We start from the raw sequence: 17,794 nt of genomic DNA, 5'->3' as shown, positions 1-17,794 counted from the left end.
TATTACCAATTCCTAAAGTCTCCTCTATGCTCTCTAGCTATCAGCATGTTTTCTGCGAAAGCATGGTGATGATCTATGGGAGGATCAAATGACCAATAAACTGATTACACGCCGCAGCGCGTTTCGCACCCTTGCCGGTGCCGGGGCGGCAACTTTGGCTGCACCGCATATCGCCACCGCAGCAGGTGAGACCACCACTTGGAAGATCCAGACATCCTGGCCCGGCGGAATCGGGTTGCAGACCTTCAAGGACTGGTGCGCCACGATCGAAGAAAAAACCGGCGGTGAGCTGGCCTTCCAGGCCTTTGGTGCCAATGACGTGGTTGGGGATTTCCAATTGGCAGATGCGGTGAAAAATGGCGTGCTTGATGCCATCAACCCGTTCACCATCTACTATCAGGGCATCATTCCCGCCGCAGTGTTCCTCAGCTCGTACCCGCTGGGTCTGCGCCAACCGCATGAATACGACACGTTCTACTATGGCCTGGGCGGGATCGATATCGCGCGCGAGCTGCTAGGCCGTCAGGGTCTGCACTTTGTCGGACCGGTGCATCACGGGCCGAACATCATCCACTCGAAAGTTCCAATCCGGTCAGTTGACGACTTCGCGGGCCGTAAAATGCGCCTGCCGGGCGGTATGGTGGCCGAGGTATTCTCGGAGCTGGGCGCTGAAACAACCGTTCTGCCGGGCTCGGAAATCTTCCCGGCGCTGGAAAAAGGCACTATCGACGTGGCAGACTTTGTGGGTCCGGCCGTGAACCACGCCTTGGGCTTCAGTCAGGTGACGGACTATATTGTGATGGGTCCTCCGGGCTTCATGTCGGTCTATCAGCCGGTCGACATCATGGACATCACCGTGGGCAAGGCCGCATGGGACAAACTGAGCCCGCAGATGCAGGAATTCGTGGAAATGGAAACCCATGTCTATTCCGATTTGCACCACGCCGCCATTCAGGCCGCCGACCAGGAAGCCTGGAAAAAGTTCGAAGCGGAAGGCACAGAGATCACTCGACTGACGCAAGACGATGTCGAGCTGATGACCGAGGTCGCCGTGCCGATCTGGTTCAAATATGCCAACCGCGACAAAGATGCGGCGCGGGTCTTCAAGATCCAACTTGACTACATGATGTCAGGTTCCTTGGGCTATGTGACGCCTGAAATGATCGAAGGCCAGACGCTGGACCTGTAATCCGCTGAAGCCTAACCAAAAGTCCGCGCGAATTTCGCGCGGACATGCCTTTTCTTTGGAATTCGGAACGTACTATGCCGAGCGTCGATTTCACGCTGCCGCACTGGCTATACTGGGTCGGACTAATCGCTTTCCCGGCCCTGGCCATGGTGCTGGCACGCAAAGCCCAACCAGAAAAACGCACTTATGGGTTGCCTTTGGGCTATCTGATCCTTGTCACCGGGGGAATGCTGGGCCTGCACCGCTTCTACCTGCGTAGCTTGCTGGGGTTGGTCTATCTACCCGTCTTCCTGCTGATCCTGTTCGCCAATGGAGAAGAGCGCACGGCCCGCAACGAATTCTCGAACGCGGTCAATATCGTCCGTCAGGCCGAGCGTACGATCACGCGCGAAACCGAACGGGTTGCAACCGCCGAGGAAGGGCTGGAAGACCTTCGCGCCGCCGCCGAGGCTGCGCAGGATGGCACTGCGCTGCAAAAACGCCGGGCAGAACGCGCTTTGGATCGGGCGGAAAAAGCTATTGAGACCGGACGCGAACGGCTGGCGGAATCCGAGGCAGCGCTGGCCGAGGCGCAACCGCTGGCCGAAGTCGCCGGTGCTGATCGGGCCTTCTGGAGTTCGGTGGCGCGTTATGCGTTCTACACCATTCTTGCCTTTATGGCGATTGATGCGCTGATGCTGCCGCGCCTTGTGGCCAATGCGCGCGTCAAGGCGGCCGCGGATCCACATGAGCCCGAGATGGAGATTGACGAAGAAACCGCTGCACGGGCTGCGGAAATGGACCCCGGTGCACGCAAGGCGGACCAGGATTATGCCGAGAACTGGATTGACCGCCTGTCTCTCTATGCAGGTGAGTTCGTCAGCTATTGGGCCGTGATCGCTGTATTCGTCTATTACTACGAGGTGATCGTCCGCTATGTATTCAACGCCCCCACCAACTGGGCGCATGAATCCATGTATCTGATGTTCGGGATGCAGTACCTGATCGCCGGGTCCTATGCGATGCTGACCGAAAGCCATGTGCGTGTGGACATCTTCTATGCACCGCTGACCAAGCCGAAACGGGCATGGGCGGACCTGTTCACCTCGGTCTTCTTCTTCATCTTCGCCGGAACCCTGCTGGTGACGTCCTACATCTTCGCGATGGATGCGATTGCGGTTCCGACCGGTAACTCCGTCGTCTCAGACTGGGCGCGGGGCGAGATGAGCTTTTTCCAGATGTTCGGCGCACTGACCTTCGGCGACTGGACCGATCCGAACATCCGCTGGGGCGAGATCAGCTTTAACGAATGGGAAATCCCGCTGTGGCCAATGAAATGGATGATGGTCGTGGGCGCGGTTCTGTTGATTTTGCAAGGGGTGTCGAAACTGTCCAAAGACATCCGAACGATCGCACGGGGGTACTGACCGATGGGTCTTGATATGTCCATCGAGCTGTTGACGCTCGTAATGTTCGGCTCGCTGCTGGTTCTGCTCATGGCAGGCCTGCCGCTGGCCTTTGTGACCGGAGGCCTGGCCTGTGTGTTTCTGTTCGTTCTGGGGGATGCGCGTGCACTGAACATTGTGCCCAGCCGGATTTTCCCGCTGATGACGAACTATCAGTTATCCGCCATTCCCTTGTTCATCTTCATGGCCTCAATGCTGGAAAGGGCCGGGATCATCAACGATATGTTCGATGTGATCTACAAGGTGCTTGGCGGTCTTAAAGGCGGCCTTGCAGCGGCCACGATCATCGCCTCGACCGTTCTGGCGGCCATGGTCGGTGTAATCGGCGCGGCTGTGGTGACAATGGGGATCATCGCCCTGCCCGCCATGCTGAAACGCGGCTATGACACAAAGATCGCTATGGGCTCGATCATGGCCGGGGGGACGCTGGGCATTCTGATCCCGCCCTCCATTCTGGCCATAATCTACGCCGTTGTTGCCGAACAATCGGTGGGGGAGCTGTTCATCGGCGCGGTCATTCCCGGCCTGATGCTGTCGGGCATGTATATCATCTACGTTGTAGTGCGGTCCTATATCAATCCGGTGCTTGGCCCGCCAATCCCGGTTGACGAGCGTATCTCGAACCGAGAAAAAATGCGCCTGCTGGGCAAGATGTCCGCGCCCATTGCGCTGATCGTAATTGTTCTGGGCGTGATCTTCTCGGGCGTTGCAACCCCGGTTGAGGCGGCGGGTATTGGCACCTTTGGCGCGTTCATCGTGGCTGCGATCCACAACAAGCTGGACTGGCCCACCGTGCGCGAGGCATGCCTGACCACTCTGAAAGCCTCGGCCATGGTGATCTGGATCATGTTCGGCGCCACGATCTTTGTGGGTCTCTACGTGCTGGAGGGGGGACAGCAATTCGTGCAGGAAACCATGCAAGGTGCAGGTCTGGGGCCCTGGGGTATCCTGATCGTTATGCAAATCCTGCTGGTGGTGCTGGGCATGTTCCTGGATTGGGTCGGCATCCTGTTGCTGTGCGTTCCGATCTTTGTGCCGATCATCAAGGCGCTGGGGGCTGCGGCCTTTGGCTTTGATGACCCTAACGATCTCGTGCTGTGGTTTGGCGTGCTCTATCTGGTAAACATGCAGATGAGCTTCCTGTCGCCGCCCTTCGGGTATGCGCTGTTCTATCTGCGCGGCGTGGCCCCACCGTCGATTCCGATGACGGATATCTTCAAGGCGGCGCTGCCCTTCCTGTTCCTGCAGATTGTCGGATTGGTCATCTGTATGATGTTCCCGTGGGTTGTGACGTGGTTACCCAATATCGTCTACGGGTAGACAAAAAAACGGGCGGGGAATTCTCCCGCCCGTTTTCGTTTGACCGTTCTGTCGGTCTCTGCCGTCATTTTCTATTGGTTCAGTTCGTGAAGTCCGGCTTACGCTTTTCCTCAAACGCGCGGATGCCTTCCAGCGCTTCGTCCCGGCCCAGAGCAAGGCCCATCTCTCGGCGTTCGCGTAGCAGATGTGCCTCAAACTCGGCCGTATCGGGGGCAGAGAGCAGCGCCTTGATCGCCGCCTGCGCCTCTGGCGGTCCCGAGACCAGATCCCGTGCTAGCTCCAATGCCTGGTCCAACGCCGAACCGTGTACAACCACCCGGTTCACGACGCCTACGTCATACATGCGCGGGGCAAGAACAGGCCTGCCGGTCAGGCACATCTCGGTTGCAAGTTGACGTGGCAAGTTCATGGTCAGGAATCCCGAACTACCCCCATCAGGCACTAGCCCCGCTTTGACATAGGCCAGCGTGAACTTTGCATCTTCCGCAGCAACGATCATGTCGCAGGCAAATGCCAATGAAGCACCCGCCCCCGCGGCCCCCCCTTCCACAGCCGCAATCACCGGGACAGGGCACGCACGGATGGCCCGGATCATACGGTGCAGGTATTCAATCTGTGCCTCACGCTCCGGCAGGGTCATTTCGCGACGGGACTTGAGCATCCGCAAGTCGCCCCCGGCAGAAAAAAACCCACCCGCACCCGTAATCACCACGGCGCGGACGCCGGATTCAGCTGCGGTAGCGTCGCGCAGCGCTGCCTCAATCGGTTCATAGACCAGACGCGACAAAACATTGCGCCGTGCCGGTTCATTGATGGTGATGATCAGCACCGCATCGCGAGCTTCGAACAAAACAGCCTCGCTCATGGATCAGCTCGCCATGACACGGTGCAATTGCGCATAGTGATCGCCCAATTGGTGGTCGATCATCATCAATCGTTTGGCGTAGTGCGAGCCGGGATATTCCCAGGTCATTCCGATCCCTCCGTGAAGCTGAATGCATTCTTCTGCAATCATCGTGCCTGCGCGTCCGATCAGGTTCTTGGCCATTGCGATATACTTCGCCTCGGCGTCGGAGCCCAGTTTGCTTGCTGCCAGAATAGTGATCGAGCGGCATTGCTCCATTTCGATGGCCATATCGACCGTACGATGCTGCAACGCCTGAAAACTGGCAATCGGGCGCCCGAACTGCGTGCGCTGCTTGAGGTAATCGACCGTCATGTTGACCAACACCTCCATCACGCCCACAGCCTCGGCACACAGCGCCAACCGACCCGCGTTCAGGGCGGATTCAATGATGTCACCAGCATTCTCACTCAGGCAAATGGCGGTTGCGCTGTCGAGGATCAACTCCCCTGCTCCACCGCCGTCAATCATCGCATAGTCGACGGTTTCAGGATTTTCGACCAGAAACAGGCCAAGCCCCTCGTCAAGGCGTGCTGCGACCAGCACGCCATCTGCCCCAGGCAATCCATAGACCACCGATTTACGACCATTCAGCACCCAGTGATCGCCGGATTTGTCTGCGCTGGTGCGGATCAACGCCAGACTGTCCGCATCCGGTTCAAACACAGCCAAAGCAATCCGCTTTCCACCTGTGACCAACTCTTCAACCAAGGCTGCAGCACCACAATCGGCGGCGGCGCGAGCCGACATCAACGCGGCCAGCATCGGCTCGGGGCACAGACCACGGCCCAGCTCCTCAAATATGGTTGTGATGTCGAAACCTGTGCCGCCAAAGCCGCCTTGCTGTTCCGGGACAAAGGCACCGATCAGGCCCAATTCGGAGAGTTCAGCCCATTTGGCCGGGGAATGGAACGGCGCAGCGTCCAGCACGCCGTAGCGGGTGTCGAAATCATACTGATCCGCCAGATAGCGCCTCACCGTGTTCGACAACATCTGCCTGTCTTCGGTTAAGTTGAAATCCATAGGTCAGCCTCCAAACAGGTCTTTGGCAATGATGTTGCGCTGAATTTCGTTCGATCCACCGAAGATCGAGAGTTTTCGATTGTTGAAATAGCTCGCCGCCGCACGCCGGGCGTCTTCGGGCACCGTCACCGCGTTTTCGGGCAGATCTTCAACGGGGAACGGCGCGGCGGCTGCCCCCAGGGCAGTACGCGTCAAGCTGAGTACCCGCTGCCGGATCACCGTGCCTTTGATCTTCAGCATCGAACTTTGCGTACCCGAGGCCGCGCCTTCCTTGGCCGCCGACAACATCCGCAGGTTCGTCACGCGCAACGCCTCCAAATCAATCTCGACCTCGGCCATTTCGGCGGCGAACAACGGATCCTGCGCCAAGGGCCTGCCCGCGCGCACCAGCATCTGCGACAAGTCCTTGAGCTTTTCCAGATCGCGGGTCGAGAACCCGACACCCGCGATATTGGTCCGCTCATGCGTCAGCAGATATTTGGCGATGGTCCAACCTTTGTTCTCTTCACCGACCAGATTTTCCACCGGCACCCGTACGTCGGTGAAAAAGACCTCGTTCACCTCATGCCCGCCTTCCAACAGTTTGATCGGGCGCAGCTCAACGCCGGGGGCGTCCATATCGACCAAAACAAAGCTGATGCCTTCCTGCGGCTTGCCCTCGGTCGACGTGCGCACAAGGCAGAAGATCTTGTTGGCGTGTTGACCCAGCGTGGTCCAGGTTTTTTGACCGTTGATGACGTAGTCACCCCCGTCCCGCACCGCGCGAGTTTTCAGGCTGGCCAGATCCGAGCCAGCGCCCGGCTCTGAATAGCCCTGACACCACCAGTCTGAGCCATCCAGAATACGTGGCAGAATCTCAGCCCTTTGCTTATTGGTGCCGAATTTGATCAGCACCGGCCCCAGCATATTGAGGCCAAAGGGCACGATGCGCGGGGCGTTGGCGAGGGCGCATTCTTCGTCAAAAATATGCCGCTCAACCGCGCCCCAGCCGGGGCCGCCATATTCGGTGGGCCAGGTCACAGCAAGCCAGCCCCGCGCATTCAGCCGGGCATGCCAACCTTCCATTTCCTCTTTGGTCAGACTTTCCGAGTTACGGCCTTTTCGGACCAGCTCCGGGCTCAGGTTTTCCGACAGAAAGGCGCGGACTTCAGCGCGAAAAGCCTCTTCTTCGGGGGTGAAACTCAGGTCCATGCTCAGCCCTCTTTGTTGAGGTCGTTGAAGGTTTTGCCCGCCTCGACCAGTTCGCGCAGCAGGGCGGGCACCTGCCAATAATAGGGGTCTTCCTGCGCATATTGTTCGATCCGCTGCACGATGACAGCCAACCCGGTGATGTCAGCATATTGCAGCGGACCGCCCCAGTGGCGCGGGAAACCGTAGCCAAACAGAAAGACCGCATCCACGTCGATCGGGCGCAGTGCGATCTTGTCTTCGACCACCCGCGCGGCCTCGGACACCATCGCGGCCATATAACGATCCACAATTTCGGCATCGGTAAAACTGCGGGCAGCGATACCCTTGGCCTCCCGCTCGGCCTGTGCGAATTCCGCCACGGCCGGGTTCACGCTGCGATTTTTGCCGTCGTAGATATAGAAACCCTTGCCGCTTTTGCGCCCGAACCAACCCTGTTCACACACTCGGTCGGCAATCTCGACATAGCGCTCTTCGTCCGGACGGAACTCGGCCTGACGTTTGCGCGTGGCCCATCCGATATCTTGACCCGCCAGATCGGACACAGCGAACGGCCCCATGGCAAAACCAAAATCTTCAAGTGCCGCGTCGATCTGTTCAAATGGCGCGCCGTCCAACTGCATATAGGCCGTCGACTTGCGGTAATGCGCGAGAATGCGGTTGCCAATAAATCCGTCGCAAACCCCGGACCGGACCGCGACCTTGCGCAGTTTCTTGGCCAGTTTAAAGCTGGTTGCCACAGTTTCAGGCGCGGTATCCTTGCCCACCACCACCTCGAGAAGGCGCATAACATGCGCGGGTGAGAAGAAATGCAACCCGATCACATCCTGCGGTCGGCTAGTAACCCCAGCGATTTCGTTCACGTCCAGGTACGAGGTGTTAGTCGCCAAAATCGCCCCTTGCTTGCAGATCTGATCCAGCTTGCCAAAGACCTCGCGCTTGACATCCATGGATTCAAATACCGCTTCGATCACCACATCCACATCGGCAAGCGCGGACATATCGGTGGTGCAAGTCAGTTTCGCCAGCGTCGCATCGCGCTGTTCCGCGTTCAGCTTGCCGCGTTTCACAGCACCCTCGAGGTTCTTGGTGATCGTATCGCGCGCGAAGGCCACGCGGCCCTCTTCCATCTCGATGAGGGTGACCGGCATCCCGGCCAGAAGCATCGCAGTGGCAATGCCCGACCCCATGGTACCGCCGCCGATCACCCCACCGGTTTGCAAATCGCGCGCCTCGGCCTTGGATTCGGGGATATGAGAAACGGCCCGTTCGGCAAAAAAGGCGTGTTTCAGGCCCTTATGGGCATTGCTCGCCATAGCCTCGGTGAATAGACGCCGCTCTTCTTTTAGTCCATCAGACAGCGGCAAGTTGCTGGCCTCGGCCGCTTTCAAGGCACGTTCCGCGACCTCGCCCCTTGTCTTTGCGCGGAAGGCGTCCAGATCGTTAGTGGTTATGCGGTTTTCAAGATGCGCCGTTACTCGGGGCGTAAGCGCGCCGTCCAAAACCTGCCGGCCGGCGGCCAGAGCGACCTCAGCCGGGACGCCATCCTGCAGATCATCCAGCAGTCCGGCCTCTAACGCGGCCTCGGCGGAAATCGGTTTCCCCGAGGTGATCATGGTCAGCGCGGTCATCCCTTCGACCAGCCGCGGTAGGCGCTGCGTGCCGCCAGCACCGGGCAGAAGACCCAGATTGACCTCGGGCAGACCCAACTTAAGACCCTTGATCCCGACCCGTGCCTGACAGCTCAGCGCGATCTCAAGACCGCCGCCCAAGGTCGTGCCGTGCAATACGCAGACAATGGGCTTGGCGCTGGCCTCAAGGATTTCGCAAACTTCAGGCAGCATAGGCTGTTTCGGAGGTTGGCCGAATTCCCGAATGTCGGCGCCCGCCACAAAGGTGCGGCCCGCCGCATAAAGCGCGATGACCTTGACGCGATCGTCCTCCTCCAGTTCGCGCACCGCATTCACCAACCCGATGCGCACATCAATCCCCGCCGCATTGACTGGCGGGTTGTCGATTTTCACCAGCGCAACCTGACCTTCGAACTTTGTTTCAACCGCTGCCATAAAAACCTCCTGTTCTCAACCACATATGCCTAGGCTGCGCCCCAGCGTTTGTACCGTGTCGCGCAGTTTCGGCCCCACGATCTGTTCCAGTTTCTCGCGGTTCAACTCAGACGTGTTGGCCCCGCAGAGAAACGCAAAGGGCGGCGCGCCGGGGGCGGGGCTGAAGGGAACCGCACAGGCGTTGACGGCCCGGTTCCACCCGCCCAGAGACGAAACATAGCCCATGCTTTCCAACTGTTCGCGATCCCTGCGCACCTGATCCGTTTCCCGCGCTTGCGCGGGTTCCACGGCCAGAATAGCGCGGCCCGCCGCGCTTTGTTCCATCGGAATGCGATGCCCTTCACTCAACCACAGTGACGACGCGTTTCGCGGCCGCCAGCAGCGCGTCAGCATCACCGCATCACCATTGCGCATTGTCAGGGCGACCAGAACGCCAGTGTCATCAGCCAACTGCTGCATGATGTTTTCGGCCATTGGCAAAAAGGACAATCCCGCTCGCGCCGTGTACCCCAGCGCCATGACCGAGGGCCCAAGCCGGTACGCCTCGGACGGGTGCAACTGCTCCAGAAACCCCATCGAGGCCAGCGTGAACGTCATCCGCGCCACGGTCGAGGGCGGCATACCCGTGCGCCGGGCCAATTCGCGGTTGCCCAGCGATGCATCGTCGGGCTTGAACGCCTGCATGATCCGCAGCCCCTTGGCCAGGGTCGCGGCGAAGCGGCGGTCTCGTTCCGCGTCCGGCATCCGGCTTAGACGCGCTCGAGGATCAGCGCGATCCCCTGCCCTACGCCAATGCACATGGACAGACAGGCATAGCGCCCGCCGGTTTCCTCAAGATAGCGCATAGCGGTTAGGGTGATCCGCACACCTGACGCGCCCAGCGGATGCCCAACCGCAATCGCGCCTCCGTTCGGGTTCAGGCGGCTGTCAGCGGGGTCCAGGTCCAGATGTTTGCAGCAGGCCAGAACCTGCGCGGCGAATGCCTCGTTAATCTCTATCAGGTCCATGTCGTTCATGGTCAGTCCCGCGCGGTCCAAGGCCTTTGGGATGGCCAGCGCCGGCCCGATCCCCATTATCCGGGGCGGCACGCCTGCGATAGCACCGGCCACGATACGGGCGCGTGGCTTGGCACGGTCGGTCTTGGCGCCGATCATCAGCATCGCCGCGCCGTCATTGACGCCCGAGGCGTTGGCCGCCGTCGTCACACCTTCGGGAAAGATCGTGCGCAGCGATGCCATTTTCTCAAGCTGTACATCCGGGCGAGGATGTTCGTCCTGCGTCACCTCATGGGTCGCGCCTTTACGGCCTTTGATCGTGATCGGAGTGATCTCGGCATCAAAGAACCCCCGCGCGCGGGCGGTTTCGAACCGGACCTGAGAGGCGTATCCAAACTGATCCGAGGCTTCGCGGGTGATCTGGTAATCCTGCGCCAGATTGTCGGCGGTCTGGGGCATTGGATATTCGCCATGCATCTGGGCAATGCGCGGATTGGGAAACCGCGCACCAATGGCACTGTCGTAGATTTGGGTCTGACGGGCATAGGGAGTTTCAGATTTGGCTATTGTGAAGGGTGCGCGGGTCATGCTTTCGACACCGCCCGCCACATACAAAGGCGCCTCGCCCACCGTAACCGACCGCGCCGCGTCCAGCGCCGCCGACATGCCCGAACCACACAGGCGGTTGACGGTTTGCCCCCCGACCTCGACCGGCAGACCGGCCAGCAGAGCGCTGTAGCGGGCGACATTGCGGCTGTCTTCGCCCGACTGGCAGACATTGCCCAGAATGACATCCTCAATCTCAGCAGCATCAAAAGCACTGCGCTGAACCAGCGCCTCCAGCACCTGTGCGGCCAGATCGTCGGGCCGAACCGAGGCCAGCGCACCGCCATGGCGGCCAAAAGGGCTGCGCAGCCCGTCATATATGTAAGCGTCAAGCATTCTTGGCCTCTTGATCCAGTTGTGCCAGTTCGGGCGCAAAGGCCTGAACCAACTTGTGTTTCAGAATTTTCCCCGTCGCGGCTTCTGGCAACGCGTCGGTGACAACAATGTGATGGGGGATTTTGTAGCGGACCAGAGTTTCCCCCAGATGAGCCTTCAACTCGGCCACGGTCGCTGGAACGCGTAGGGTCACAAAGGCCAGCACGTCCTCATTCCCATCCCGCGCGCGGCCCACAACGGCGGCTTGCGTGACGGATGGATGGGCGTTCAGCGCGGCTTCGATCTCGGGCGGGTAAACGTTGAAGCCGGAATGGATGATGACCTCTTTGCAGCGCCCTACGATGTAGATGCGCCCGTCTTCCTCTATTCGCGCCAGATCACCAGTGCGCAGGAAGCCGTCCGGGGTAAAGGCCTGCGCGGTTGCTTCCGGATTACGGTAATATCCCTTCATGATGTTACGTCCACGCGCCAGCAACTCGCCGACTCCGTCCGCGCCGGGATTGTCCAACCGCACGTCGATCCCCGGCAAAGCAGGACCTACCGAGTCGTCCTGCGGTGGGTTCTCGGGCTGCGTGGTGGCAATGCCCGGAGACCCCTCAGTCAGCCCATAGCCGTTATGGATCGGGCAACCGAATATCCGCTCGACCCGGCGCTTCCAGCTTGGGTCCAGAGGCGAGCCCCCCGAAGACAGATAGCGCAATCCGCTGTCCACGCGGTCTATGCCTTTGTCTTTGCAATGCTTGAGGATCAACGCAAACATCTGCGGCACGCCCGACAGCATCGTTGCGCCGCTATGCAGCCCAGCGATCACCTGCGCCGGATCGAACCGGGGTTGAAACCGCAGGCAGCCGCCCGCCAGTAACGTGGTCAGGATGATCGAGGAAAACCCGAAAATATGTGTCCCCGGCAGAACCACCAGCGACTGATCGGCCGCCGTTGCCTGCCGACGTTGTTTCGAGGCGTTGGCCGTGAACAGCAAATTATCATGGGTCAGCATCACCCCTTTGGGTGCGCCGCTGGTGCCGGAAGTATAGAGGATCGCTGCGACCTGCCCCGCGCCGGCTTCGACCGGTTCGGGCGTTTCTTCCCGCAAAGGTGAAATCACAAGAGACCCGCAGCTCAGCTGCCCCGACGAAACGGCCCCCAGCCGTTGCGCATGGGCCCGCGCAGCATCGGACTCATCCGATGTGCAAATCACGCAACGCGCGCCAGAATGGGCGATGACCGTGTCGACCTCTTGTTCGGTCGCGCGCGCATTCAGCGGGACGATCCACGCGTCCAAGTCACTGAGCGCGAGAACAACTGCCGCATAAGTGGCGCAGTTCTCGGCCAGTACAACAACCCGGTCGCCCGGACGCACGCCATGCGCCCGTAACATCCGGGCGGCCTCCCTTACCGCGCCCCGCAACTCCTCATAGCTGAGCCGCGTTTCATCATGGTCGATGATCGCCAGCGTTGCCGGGTCCTTGCCGTCGATCAAGTGGTGAATTCGGTGCAACGCATTCTCCTCAGATGCGGTGCGACTGTTCTAGCAATCCGTCAGAAAGGCGTCAATATTCGGCACTCTGTTCCGCAATGCAGAACACAAACTCGTCAGAATACCTCAAAAAGGCCCGCCGCGCCCATTCCGCCACCGATACACATGGTTGCCACGGCATATTTCGCCCCGCGGCGTCGGCCCTCGATCAGCAGGTGGCCGGCCATCCGCGCGCCGGTCATCCCAAACGGATGCCCGATCGAGATCGAGCCGCCATTCACATTACAAATCTCAGGATCAATCCCCAGCGTTTGACGGCAATACAGCGCTTGCGAGGCGAAAGCCTCGTTCAACTCCCACAGGTCGATGTCATCCACCGTTAATCCATGGCGTTTCAGCAGACGCGGCACCGCGAAAACCGGGCCAATGCCCATCTCATCTGGCTCGCACCCGGCAACGGCAAAGCCCATGAACGCACCCAACGGCTCCAGCCCTTCCCGCGCCGCGAAATCCGAGTCTACCACCACACAGGCCGACGACCCATCGGACAGTTGCGAGGCATTCCCTGCCGTTACGAATTGGTCCGCACCGCGCACCGGCTCTAACCCGGCCAGACCTTCGAGCGTCGTATTCGGCCGGTTGCAATCGTCCCGGTCAATGGTCACGGCTTTTTCTGAGATTTCGCCAGTTTCTTTGTCTTTGACCCGTTGCACCGCCTGCATCGGCACGATCTCATCGTCGAACTTACCGGCGGCTTGGGCCGCGGCGGTGCGTCTCTGGCTTTCCAACGCCAGTTCGTCCTGCGCTTCGCGGGTGACACCATAGCGCGCGGCCACGATATCAGCGGTTTCGATCATGGTTAGATAAACGTCGGGCTTATGTTCCAACAGCCACGGGTCGCGGTCAAAAGGCCCCGGTGTCTGATCCCTTAGCGTGATGGATTCCACCCCACCCGCAATCGCGGCAGGCACCCCGTCCTGCACCACTGCATGCGCTGCCATGGCAATCGCCTGCAAGCCCGAGGAACAGAACCGGTTGATGGTCGTCGCGCCCACGGTCACGGGCAACCCTGCGCGCAGCACCGACTGGCGGGCGATATTTGCGCCGGTCGTGCCTTCGGGAAACCCGCACCCGATGAAGGCATCTTCGATCAAGGCAGGATCTACGCCGGCGCGGTCAACCGCATGTTGGATCGAATGCCCCATCAAAGAGGCCCCAAACGTGTTGTTGAACCCACCCCGGAAGGACTTGGCCAAACCCGTGCGGGCGGTTGAAACCAGAACGGCTTGTTTCATCTGGTAGGTTCTCCTTTTGCTTTAGTGTTTGGCGACACCCTCGCTTTGTAGCAAGAATGGCACTCCGCCCGGATCAATCCCGGCTAAAAGCGGCCAAACGATCTGTGATGATCTCGTTGGCATCCGACATGATCCGATCAATCAATTCCTGACAGGTAGGGATGTCATGGATTAACCCCGCAACCATCCCGCAGGACCACGCGCCTGCATCCATCTCACCATCTTGCATGACGCGCGGATAGACACCTGCCACTTCATTCATGATGTCCTCGAATTGTAGCTCCGTACCCTTGGCACGCTCCGTTTCCAAAACACGTTCGACGGCTGTGTTGGTCAGAACGCGCTCAGTGTTGCGCAAGGGGCGCATGACAAGGCGTGTGTCCAGTTCCGAGGCCGCGACGATGGCATCCTTGACGTTCTGATGCACCGGAGCTTCTTTCGTGGCGATGAACCGCGTACCCAGATTGATCCCGTCCGCCCCCATCGAAAGCGAAGCCACAAGACTGCGCCCATCCGCCTGCCCGCCCGATGCGACAAAGGGGATCTCCAGTTCATCCGCTGCGCGCGGCAACAGGATCATGTTCGGGATATCATCCTCGCCCGGATGACCGCCGCATTCAAACCCGTCGACTGACACCGCATCGCAGCCGATCTCTTGCGCTTTCAGCGAATGGCGAACCGACGTGCATTTGTGGATGACCTTGATCCCGGCCTCTTTGAGGTAGGGCATCACCTGCACAGGATTGCGTCCGGCCGTTTCGACAATCTGCACCCCGCCATCGATGATTGTTTTGATGATGGCCGGGTAGTCGGGCGCGTTTACCGTTGGCAGAAAGGTGACATTGACCGCGATAGGCTTGTCGGTCATGTCCTTGCAACGCGCGATCTCATTGGCCAAATCTTTGGGTGTCTTCTGTGTCAGTGCAGTGATCGTCCCCAACCCGCCCGCGTTTGAGACCGCAGCCGCCAGTTCTGCAAAACCCACGTAGTGCATTCCCCCCTGCATGATGGGGTGTTGGATGTCGAACAGCTCGGTAATTCGGGTTTTCATACTCTGCCCTTCAAATTTAATCTTCGATCGTTCAATCTGCCATCTATGCCAAAGAACCGTCTTGGGAACAGGTTCTGCCTCAAGACTGTATGATCAGTCTATTTCCTTCATTCTGTCCTTGGGAATGCGCGCGCCGAAATGTCGGATAACTTCGCCCGCCGTCCTCTGCCCCCAATGAACTGCCTTTTCCTGATCACAGCCTTTGAACCGAGCGGAAAGATATCCAGCGTTGAATGCGTCTCCGGCACCCGATGTGTCGCGAACACCATCCACGTATTGGGTCGGAACTTCGCTCAGATGATCGTCGCAAAACGCCGTCAGAGCCGCCGCGCCATTTTTGACGGCAATTTCAACGACGCCAGCGCGACGCAAACGTTCAACTGTCTGAACCGGCGACTCGTCGCCCCACAGGGCGCTTTCATCGTCAAAGCTGGGGAGCGCGATATCGGTGAGCGTATTGATCCTGGCCAGAACAGCCCGCGTTTCTTCAGCAGACCTCCATAGTCGCGGGCGCACGTTAGGGTCGAATGACACGATCGCTCCCTGCGCCCGCGCCTTGGTTAAAGCTTCAAACAGAGTTTCACGGGCGGGCTCAGACAAAATGGCCAGTGTAATACCCGACAGATGGATCAACCCTGCACCGGTCACGACCTGTTCCAGCCATTCCAGATCGTCAGCCAACAACCTCGCCGCTGACGTATCCCGCCAATACTGGAAACTGCGCTCAACCCCATCAAGCTCAATCATGTAAAGACCCATCGTACGAGCCTCTGATCGACCAATACCCGAGACATCCAGCCCGTCCTGCTGCGACTGCTCGACAAAAGCATCTGAAACGGAATCCATGCCAACTTTGGTAACAAACCCGACCTCGGCCGCATCCCCAAGTAGTTGTGCCATGTGCCAAGCGGTGTTGAACGTATCGCCGGCAAAGCCCCGGCGATAGGTTTCGTTGCCTACATCCGCCATTTCGATCATCGCTTCGCCGATAGCGAGCGCCTTTCGGGATCCAAACGCTAACACTGGGCAACCTCCAATTCGGGCTTTCCGCCGGGCGGCCGCGCGCAGCAGATTTTATCTGGCAAAAGAAACGCCTTCGCGATGCGAGAACGGGCCAAAAAATACTCAGCGATTCCGTCACTCACATGCGGGTTTATCATTCAAAATTCCAACGGATTGATGGCGATAACAACCTTGTATCGTCAATGTATCGCAATCGACAACGGTTTCTTGTAGCGCGCCCTTTCAGACCCATCGACCATGGGCCCTGGACCACGAGAAATCCAGACCCGTCAGCATGGCCATTTTTTAGAAGACGTTGTGGTCCTGTTTGATCATATCTGCAGCCTTTTCGCCGATCATGATCGACGGCGCGTTTGTGTTTGATGAGTTGACAGTTGGCATGATCGACGCATCTGCGACCCGCAGCCCCTCGATCCCATTGAAGCGCAAACGCGGGTTCAGAACAGCTCCGGTATCGCCGCCCATCCGGCAAGTGCCGGCGCAATGGTGTGAGGTTTTGGAATGTTCGCAGATGAAATTGAAATAGTCTTCGTCCGTGCGCACATCCGGCCCCGGAAGGCGTTCGGCCAGAATGTAGGGTTTCAGCGCCTCCTGTGCCAGAATTTGCTGCACCAATTTCAGCCCGCGAACGGACATCTCACGATCATAAGGATCTGACAGGTAATTCGGATCGATCAGAGGTATGTCGGCGGGATTATCACTGCGCAACCGAACCGATCCCCGTGACCGTGGCCGCAAATGACAGGCGTTCAGCGTCACACCGCCATTTGGCATTGCCGCGACACCGGCTTCGATCCCGGTGCCAAGGCCCAGATGCATCTGGATATCGGGTGAGCGGGCGTTTTCATCTGCATACCAGAACCCACCCGTCTCAAACAGGCTTGAGGCAACCGGGCCCTTGCGCGTGAGCAGGTATTGCAATGCCGCCAGCACTGACAGATGCGGCTTGGCATAACGGTCATAGGTATGCGGGCCCGTAACCTCGCATATCGCATAGAGGTCCAGATGATCCTGCAAATTCGCCCCGACATCGGGCTGGTCATAGACGACATCAATTCCCAAAGCTCTCAGCGCCTCCGCCGGACCAATACCCGAAAGTTGCAACAACCGGGGCGAGCCGATGGCCCCCGAGGACAGGATCACCTCAGCCTCAGCGACGATTTTGCGGCCGTCCAGCAATTCGACGCCCGTTGCCCGACCGTTTTCAACCGTGATCCGGCGCACCTGCGCGTGTGTCTGAATGGTCAGGTTGGGCCGCGACTGTATGGGCGCAAGAAAGGCCATCGCGGCAGAGGACCGACGCGCACTGCGCTGGGTCAGTTGATAATACCCCGCCCCGTCCTGCTTGGCCCCATTCACATCTGTTGTCTTTGGTATGCCCAACTGACCGGCGGCCTCGATAAACGCATCGCAGATCGGCAGAGGGGCTGCGGGCATGGAAACCCCCAACGGGCCGCCTTGGCCGTGGAACTCTCCCCCATATGTGTCATTGTCTTCGGATTTCTTGAAATAAGGCAGAACGTCCGCGTAACCCCAACCCTCGCAGCCCATCTGACGCCAGTCATCATAGTCCTGTGCCGCTCCGCGGGTGTAGATTTGGGCATTGATGGCCGAGCCTCCACCGATCACCTTGGCCTGTGTATAGGTGAACACCTTGCCCTGCATGTGTTGCTGCGGCACGGTGCTCCACCCCCATGACCCAATGCCTTTGGTCATCTTGGCGAAGCCTGCGGGCAGGTGGAACAAGGGATGACGGTCGCCGCCTCCGGCCTCAAGCAGCAGGACCCTCAGATCGGGGTTTTCCGAAAGGCGTGCGGCGATGACGGACCCGGCAGACCCCCCGCCTACGACGATAAAGTCGTAGCCGGTTGTCATG

Annotated in this window: 14 protein-coding genes; 3 read left to right on the top strand and 11 right to left on the bottom strand. The window is 59.3% G+C overall.

Annotated features, from left to right (window positions below; genetic code table 11):
* Positions 1 to 88 precede the first annotated feature (88 nt).
* The 3 genes from dctP (at position 89) to GOV80_RS14765 (ending at position 3,954) form a co-directional block, all read left to right on the top strand.
* A complete protein-coding gene (gene dctP, locus GOV80_RS14775; RefSeq protein ID WP_170785856.1) occupies positions 89 to 1,189 on the top strand; it encodes a TRAP transporter substrate-binding protein DctP in 1,101 nt (366 codons plus the stop codon).
* 74 nt (positions 1,190 to 1,263) lie between these two features.
* The gene (locus tag GOV80_RS14770) at positions 1,264 to 2,595 is read left to right on the top strand and encodes a TRAP transporter small permease subunit (protein WP_170785854.1); all 1,332 of its coding nucleotides are present in this window, start codon (positions 1,264 to 1,266) and stop codon (positions 2,593 to 2,595) included.
* Between the two features lie 15 nt (positions 2,596 to 2,610).
* Positions 2,611 to 3,954: a TRAP transporter large permease gene (locus GOV80_RS14765; RefSeq protein WP_237215859.1), complete on the top strand. Its 1,344-nt coding sequence runs from the start codon at positions 2,611 to 2,613 to the stop codon at positions 3,952 to 3,954.
* A 79-nt stretch (positions 3,955 to 4,033) separates the two neighbouring features.
* Here GOV80_RS14765 and GOV80_RS14760 read toward each other — a convergent pair whose 3' ends face one another.
* From GOV80_RS14760 to GOV80_RS14710, 11 genes are all read right to left on the bottom strand, one after another.
* Entirely contained in the window at positions 4,034 to 4,819 is a 786-nt protein-coding gene (locus GOV80_RS14760; protein WP_170785852.1) for an oxepin-CoA hydrolase, alternative type, read from the bottom strand.
* A gap of 3 nt (positions 4,820 to 4,822) precedes the next feature.
* Complete coding sequence (locus tag GOV80_RS14755) at positions 4,823 to 5,881, bottom strand: acyl-CoA dehydrogenase family protein (RefSeq protein ID WP_170785850.1); 1,059 nt, start codon at positions 5,879 to 5,881, stop codon at positions 4,823 to 4,825.
* A 3-nt stretch (positions 5,882 to 5,884) separates the two neighbouring features.
* Positions 5,885 to 7,072: an acyl-CoA dehydrogenase family protein gene (locus GOV80_RS14750; RefSeq protein WP_170773403.1), complete on the bottom strand. Its 1,188-nt coding sequence runs from the start codon at positions 7,070 to 7,072 to the stop codon at positions 5,885 to 5,887.
* Positions 7,073 to 7,074: 2 nt separating this feature from the next.
* Positions 7,075 to 9,135 (bottom strand): 3-hydroxyacyl-CoA dehydrogenase NAD-binding domain-containing protein, encoded by a 2,061-nt coding sequence (locus GOV80_RS14745; protein ID WP_170785848.1) that lies wholly within the window; start codon positions 9,133 to 9,135, stop codon positions 7,075 to 7,077.
* 15 nt (positions 9,136 to 9,150) lie between these two features.
* Complete coding sequence (locus GOV80_RS14740; RefSeq protein WP_170785846.1) at positions 9,151 to 9,879, bottom strand: IclR family transcriptional regulator; 729 nt, start codon at positions 9,877 to 9,879, stop codon at positions 9,151 to 9,153.
* 5 nt (positions 9,880 to 9,884) lie between these two features.
* A complete protein-coding gene (locus tag GOV80_RS14735) occupies positions 9,885 to 11,072 on the bottom strand; it encodes an acetyl-CoA C-acyltransferase (protein WP_170785844.1) in 1,188 nt (395 codons plus the stop codon).
* Positions 11,065 to 12,570 (bottom strand): class I adenylate-forming enzyme family protein, encoded by a 1,506-nt coding sequence (locus GOV80_RS14730; RefSeq protein WP_214648028.1) that lies wholly within the window; start codon positions 12,568 to 12,570, stop codon positions 11,065 to 11,067. The genes GOV80_RS14735 and GOV80_RS14730 overlap by 8 nt, the downstream gene beginning before the upstream one ends.
* 95 nt (positions 12,571 to 12,665) lie before the next feature.
* Positions 12,666 to 13,844: an acetyl-CoA C-acyltransferase gene (locus tag GOV80_RS14725; RefSeq protein WP_170785842.1), complete on the bottom strand. Its 1,179-nt coding sequence runs from the start codon at positions 13,842 to 13,844 to the stop codon at positions 12,666 to 12,668.
* A gap of 73 nt (positions 13,845 to 13,917) precedes the next feature.
* A complete protein-coding gene (locus tag GOV80_RS14720; protein ID WP_170785840.1) occupies positions 13,918 to 14,895 on the bottom strand; it encodes an NAD(P)H-dependent flavin oxidoreductase in 978 nt (325 codons plus the stop codon).
* 93 nt (positions 14,896 to 14,988) lie between these two features.
* Positions 14,989 to 15,918 carry a sugar kinase gene (locus tag GOV80_RS14715; protein ID WP_336510168.1) on the bottom strand — a complete coding sequence of 310 codons (930 nt, stop codon included), beginning with the start codon at positions 15,916 to 15,918 and terminating at the stop codon, positions 14,989 to 14,991.
* A 285-nt stretch (positions 15,919 to 16,203) separates the two neighbouring features.
* Positions 16,204 to 17,793, bottom strand: coding sequence for a GMC family oxidoreductase (locus GOV80_RS14710; protein WP_170785838.1), 1,590 nt, complete (start codon positions 17,791 to 17,793; stop codon positions 16,204 to 16,206).
* Position 17,794: the final 1 nt, after the last annotated feature.

Source organism: Ruegeria lacuscaerulensis (assembly GCF_013034685.1).
GTDB classification, from domain to species: Bacteria; Pseudomonadota; Alphaproteobacteria; order Rhodobacterales; family Rhodobacteraceae; genus Ruegeria; species Ruegeria lacuscaerulensis_B.
The sequence above is the reverse complement of the archived record's forward strand: the minus strand, read 5'-3'. Positions and strand labels throughout refer to the sequence as shown.

Bases quoted from the DNA above. Each gene is read 5' to 3' on its own strand.
- dctP (WP_170785856.1), top strand. From the start codon at position 89: ATGACCAATAAACTGATTACACGCCGCAGCGCGTTTCGCACCCTTGCC.
- GOV80_RS14770 (WP_170785854.1), top strand. From the start codon at position 1,264: ATGCCGAGCGTCGATTTCACGCTGCCGCACTGGCTATACTGGGTCGGA.
- GOV80_RS14765 (WP_237215859.1), top strand. From the start codon at position 2,611: ATGTCCATCGAGCTGTTGACGCTCGTAATGTTCGGCTCGCTGCTGGTT.
- GOV80_RS14760 (WP_170785852.1), bottom strand. From the start codon at position 4,819: ATGAGCGAGGCTGTTTTGTTCGAAGCTCGCGATGCGGTGCTGATCATC.
- GOV80_RS14755 (WP_170785850.1), bottom strand. From the start codon at position 5,881: ATGGATTTCAACTTAACCGAAGACAGGCAGATGTTGTCGAACACGGTG.
- GOV80_RS14750 (WP_170773403.1), bottom strand. From the start codon at position 7,072: ATGGACCTGAGTTTCACCCCCGAAGAAGAGGCTTTTCGCGCTGAAGTC.
- GOV80_RS14745 (WP_170785848.1), bottom strand. From the start codon at position 9,135: ATGGCAGCGGTTGAAACAAAGTTCGAAGGTCAGGTTGCGCTGGTGAAA.
- GOV80_RS14740 (WP_170785846.1), bottom strand. From the start codon at position 9,879: ATGCCGGACGCGGAACGAGACCGCCGCTTCGCCGCGACCCTGGCCAAG.
- GOV80_RS14735 (WP_170785844.1), bottom strand. From the start codon at position 11,072: ATGCTTGACGCTTACATATATGACGGGCTGCGCAGCCCTTTTGGCCGC.
- GOV80_RS14725 (WP_170785842.1), bottom strand. From the start codon at position 13,844: ATGAAACAAGCCGTTCTGGTTTCAACCGCCCGCACGGGTTTGGCCAAG.
- GOV80_RS14720 (WP_170785840.1), bottom strand. From the start codon at position 14,895: ATGAAAACCCGAATTACCGAGCTGTTCGACATCCAACACCCCATCATG.
- GOV80_RS14710 (WP_170785838.1), bottom strand. From the start codon at position 17,793: ATGACAACCGGCTACGACTTTATCGTCGTAGGCGGGGGGTCTGCCGGG.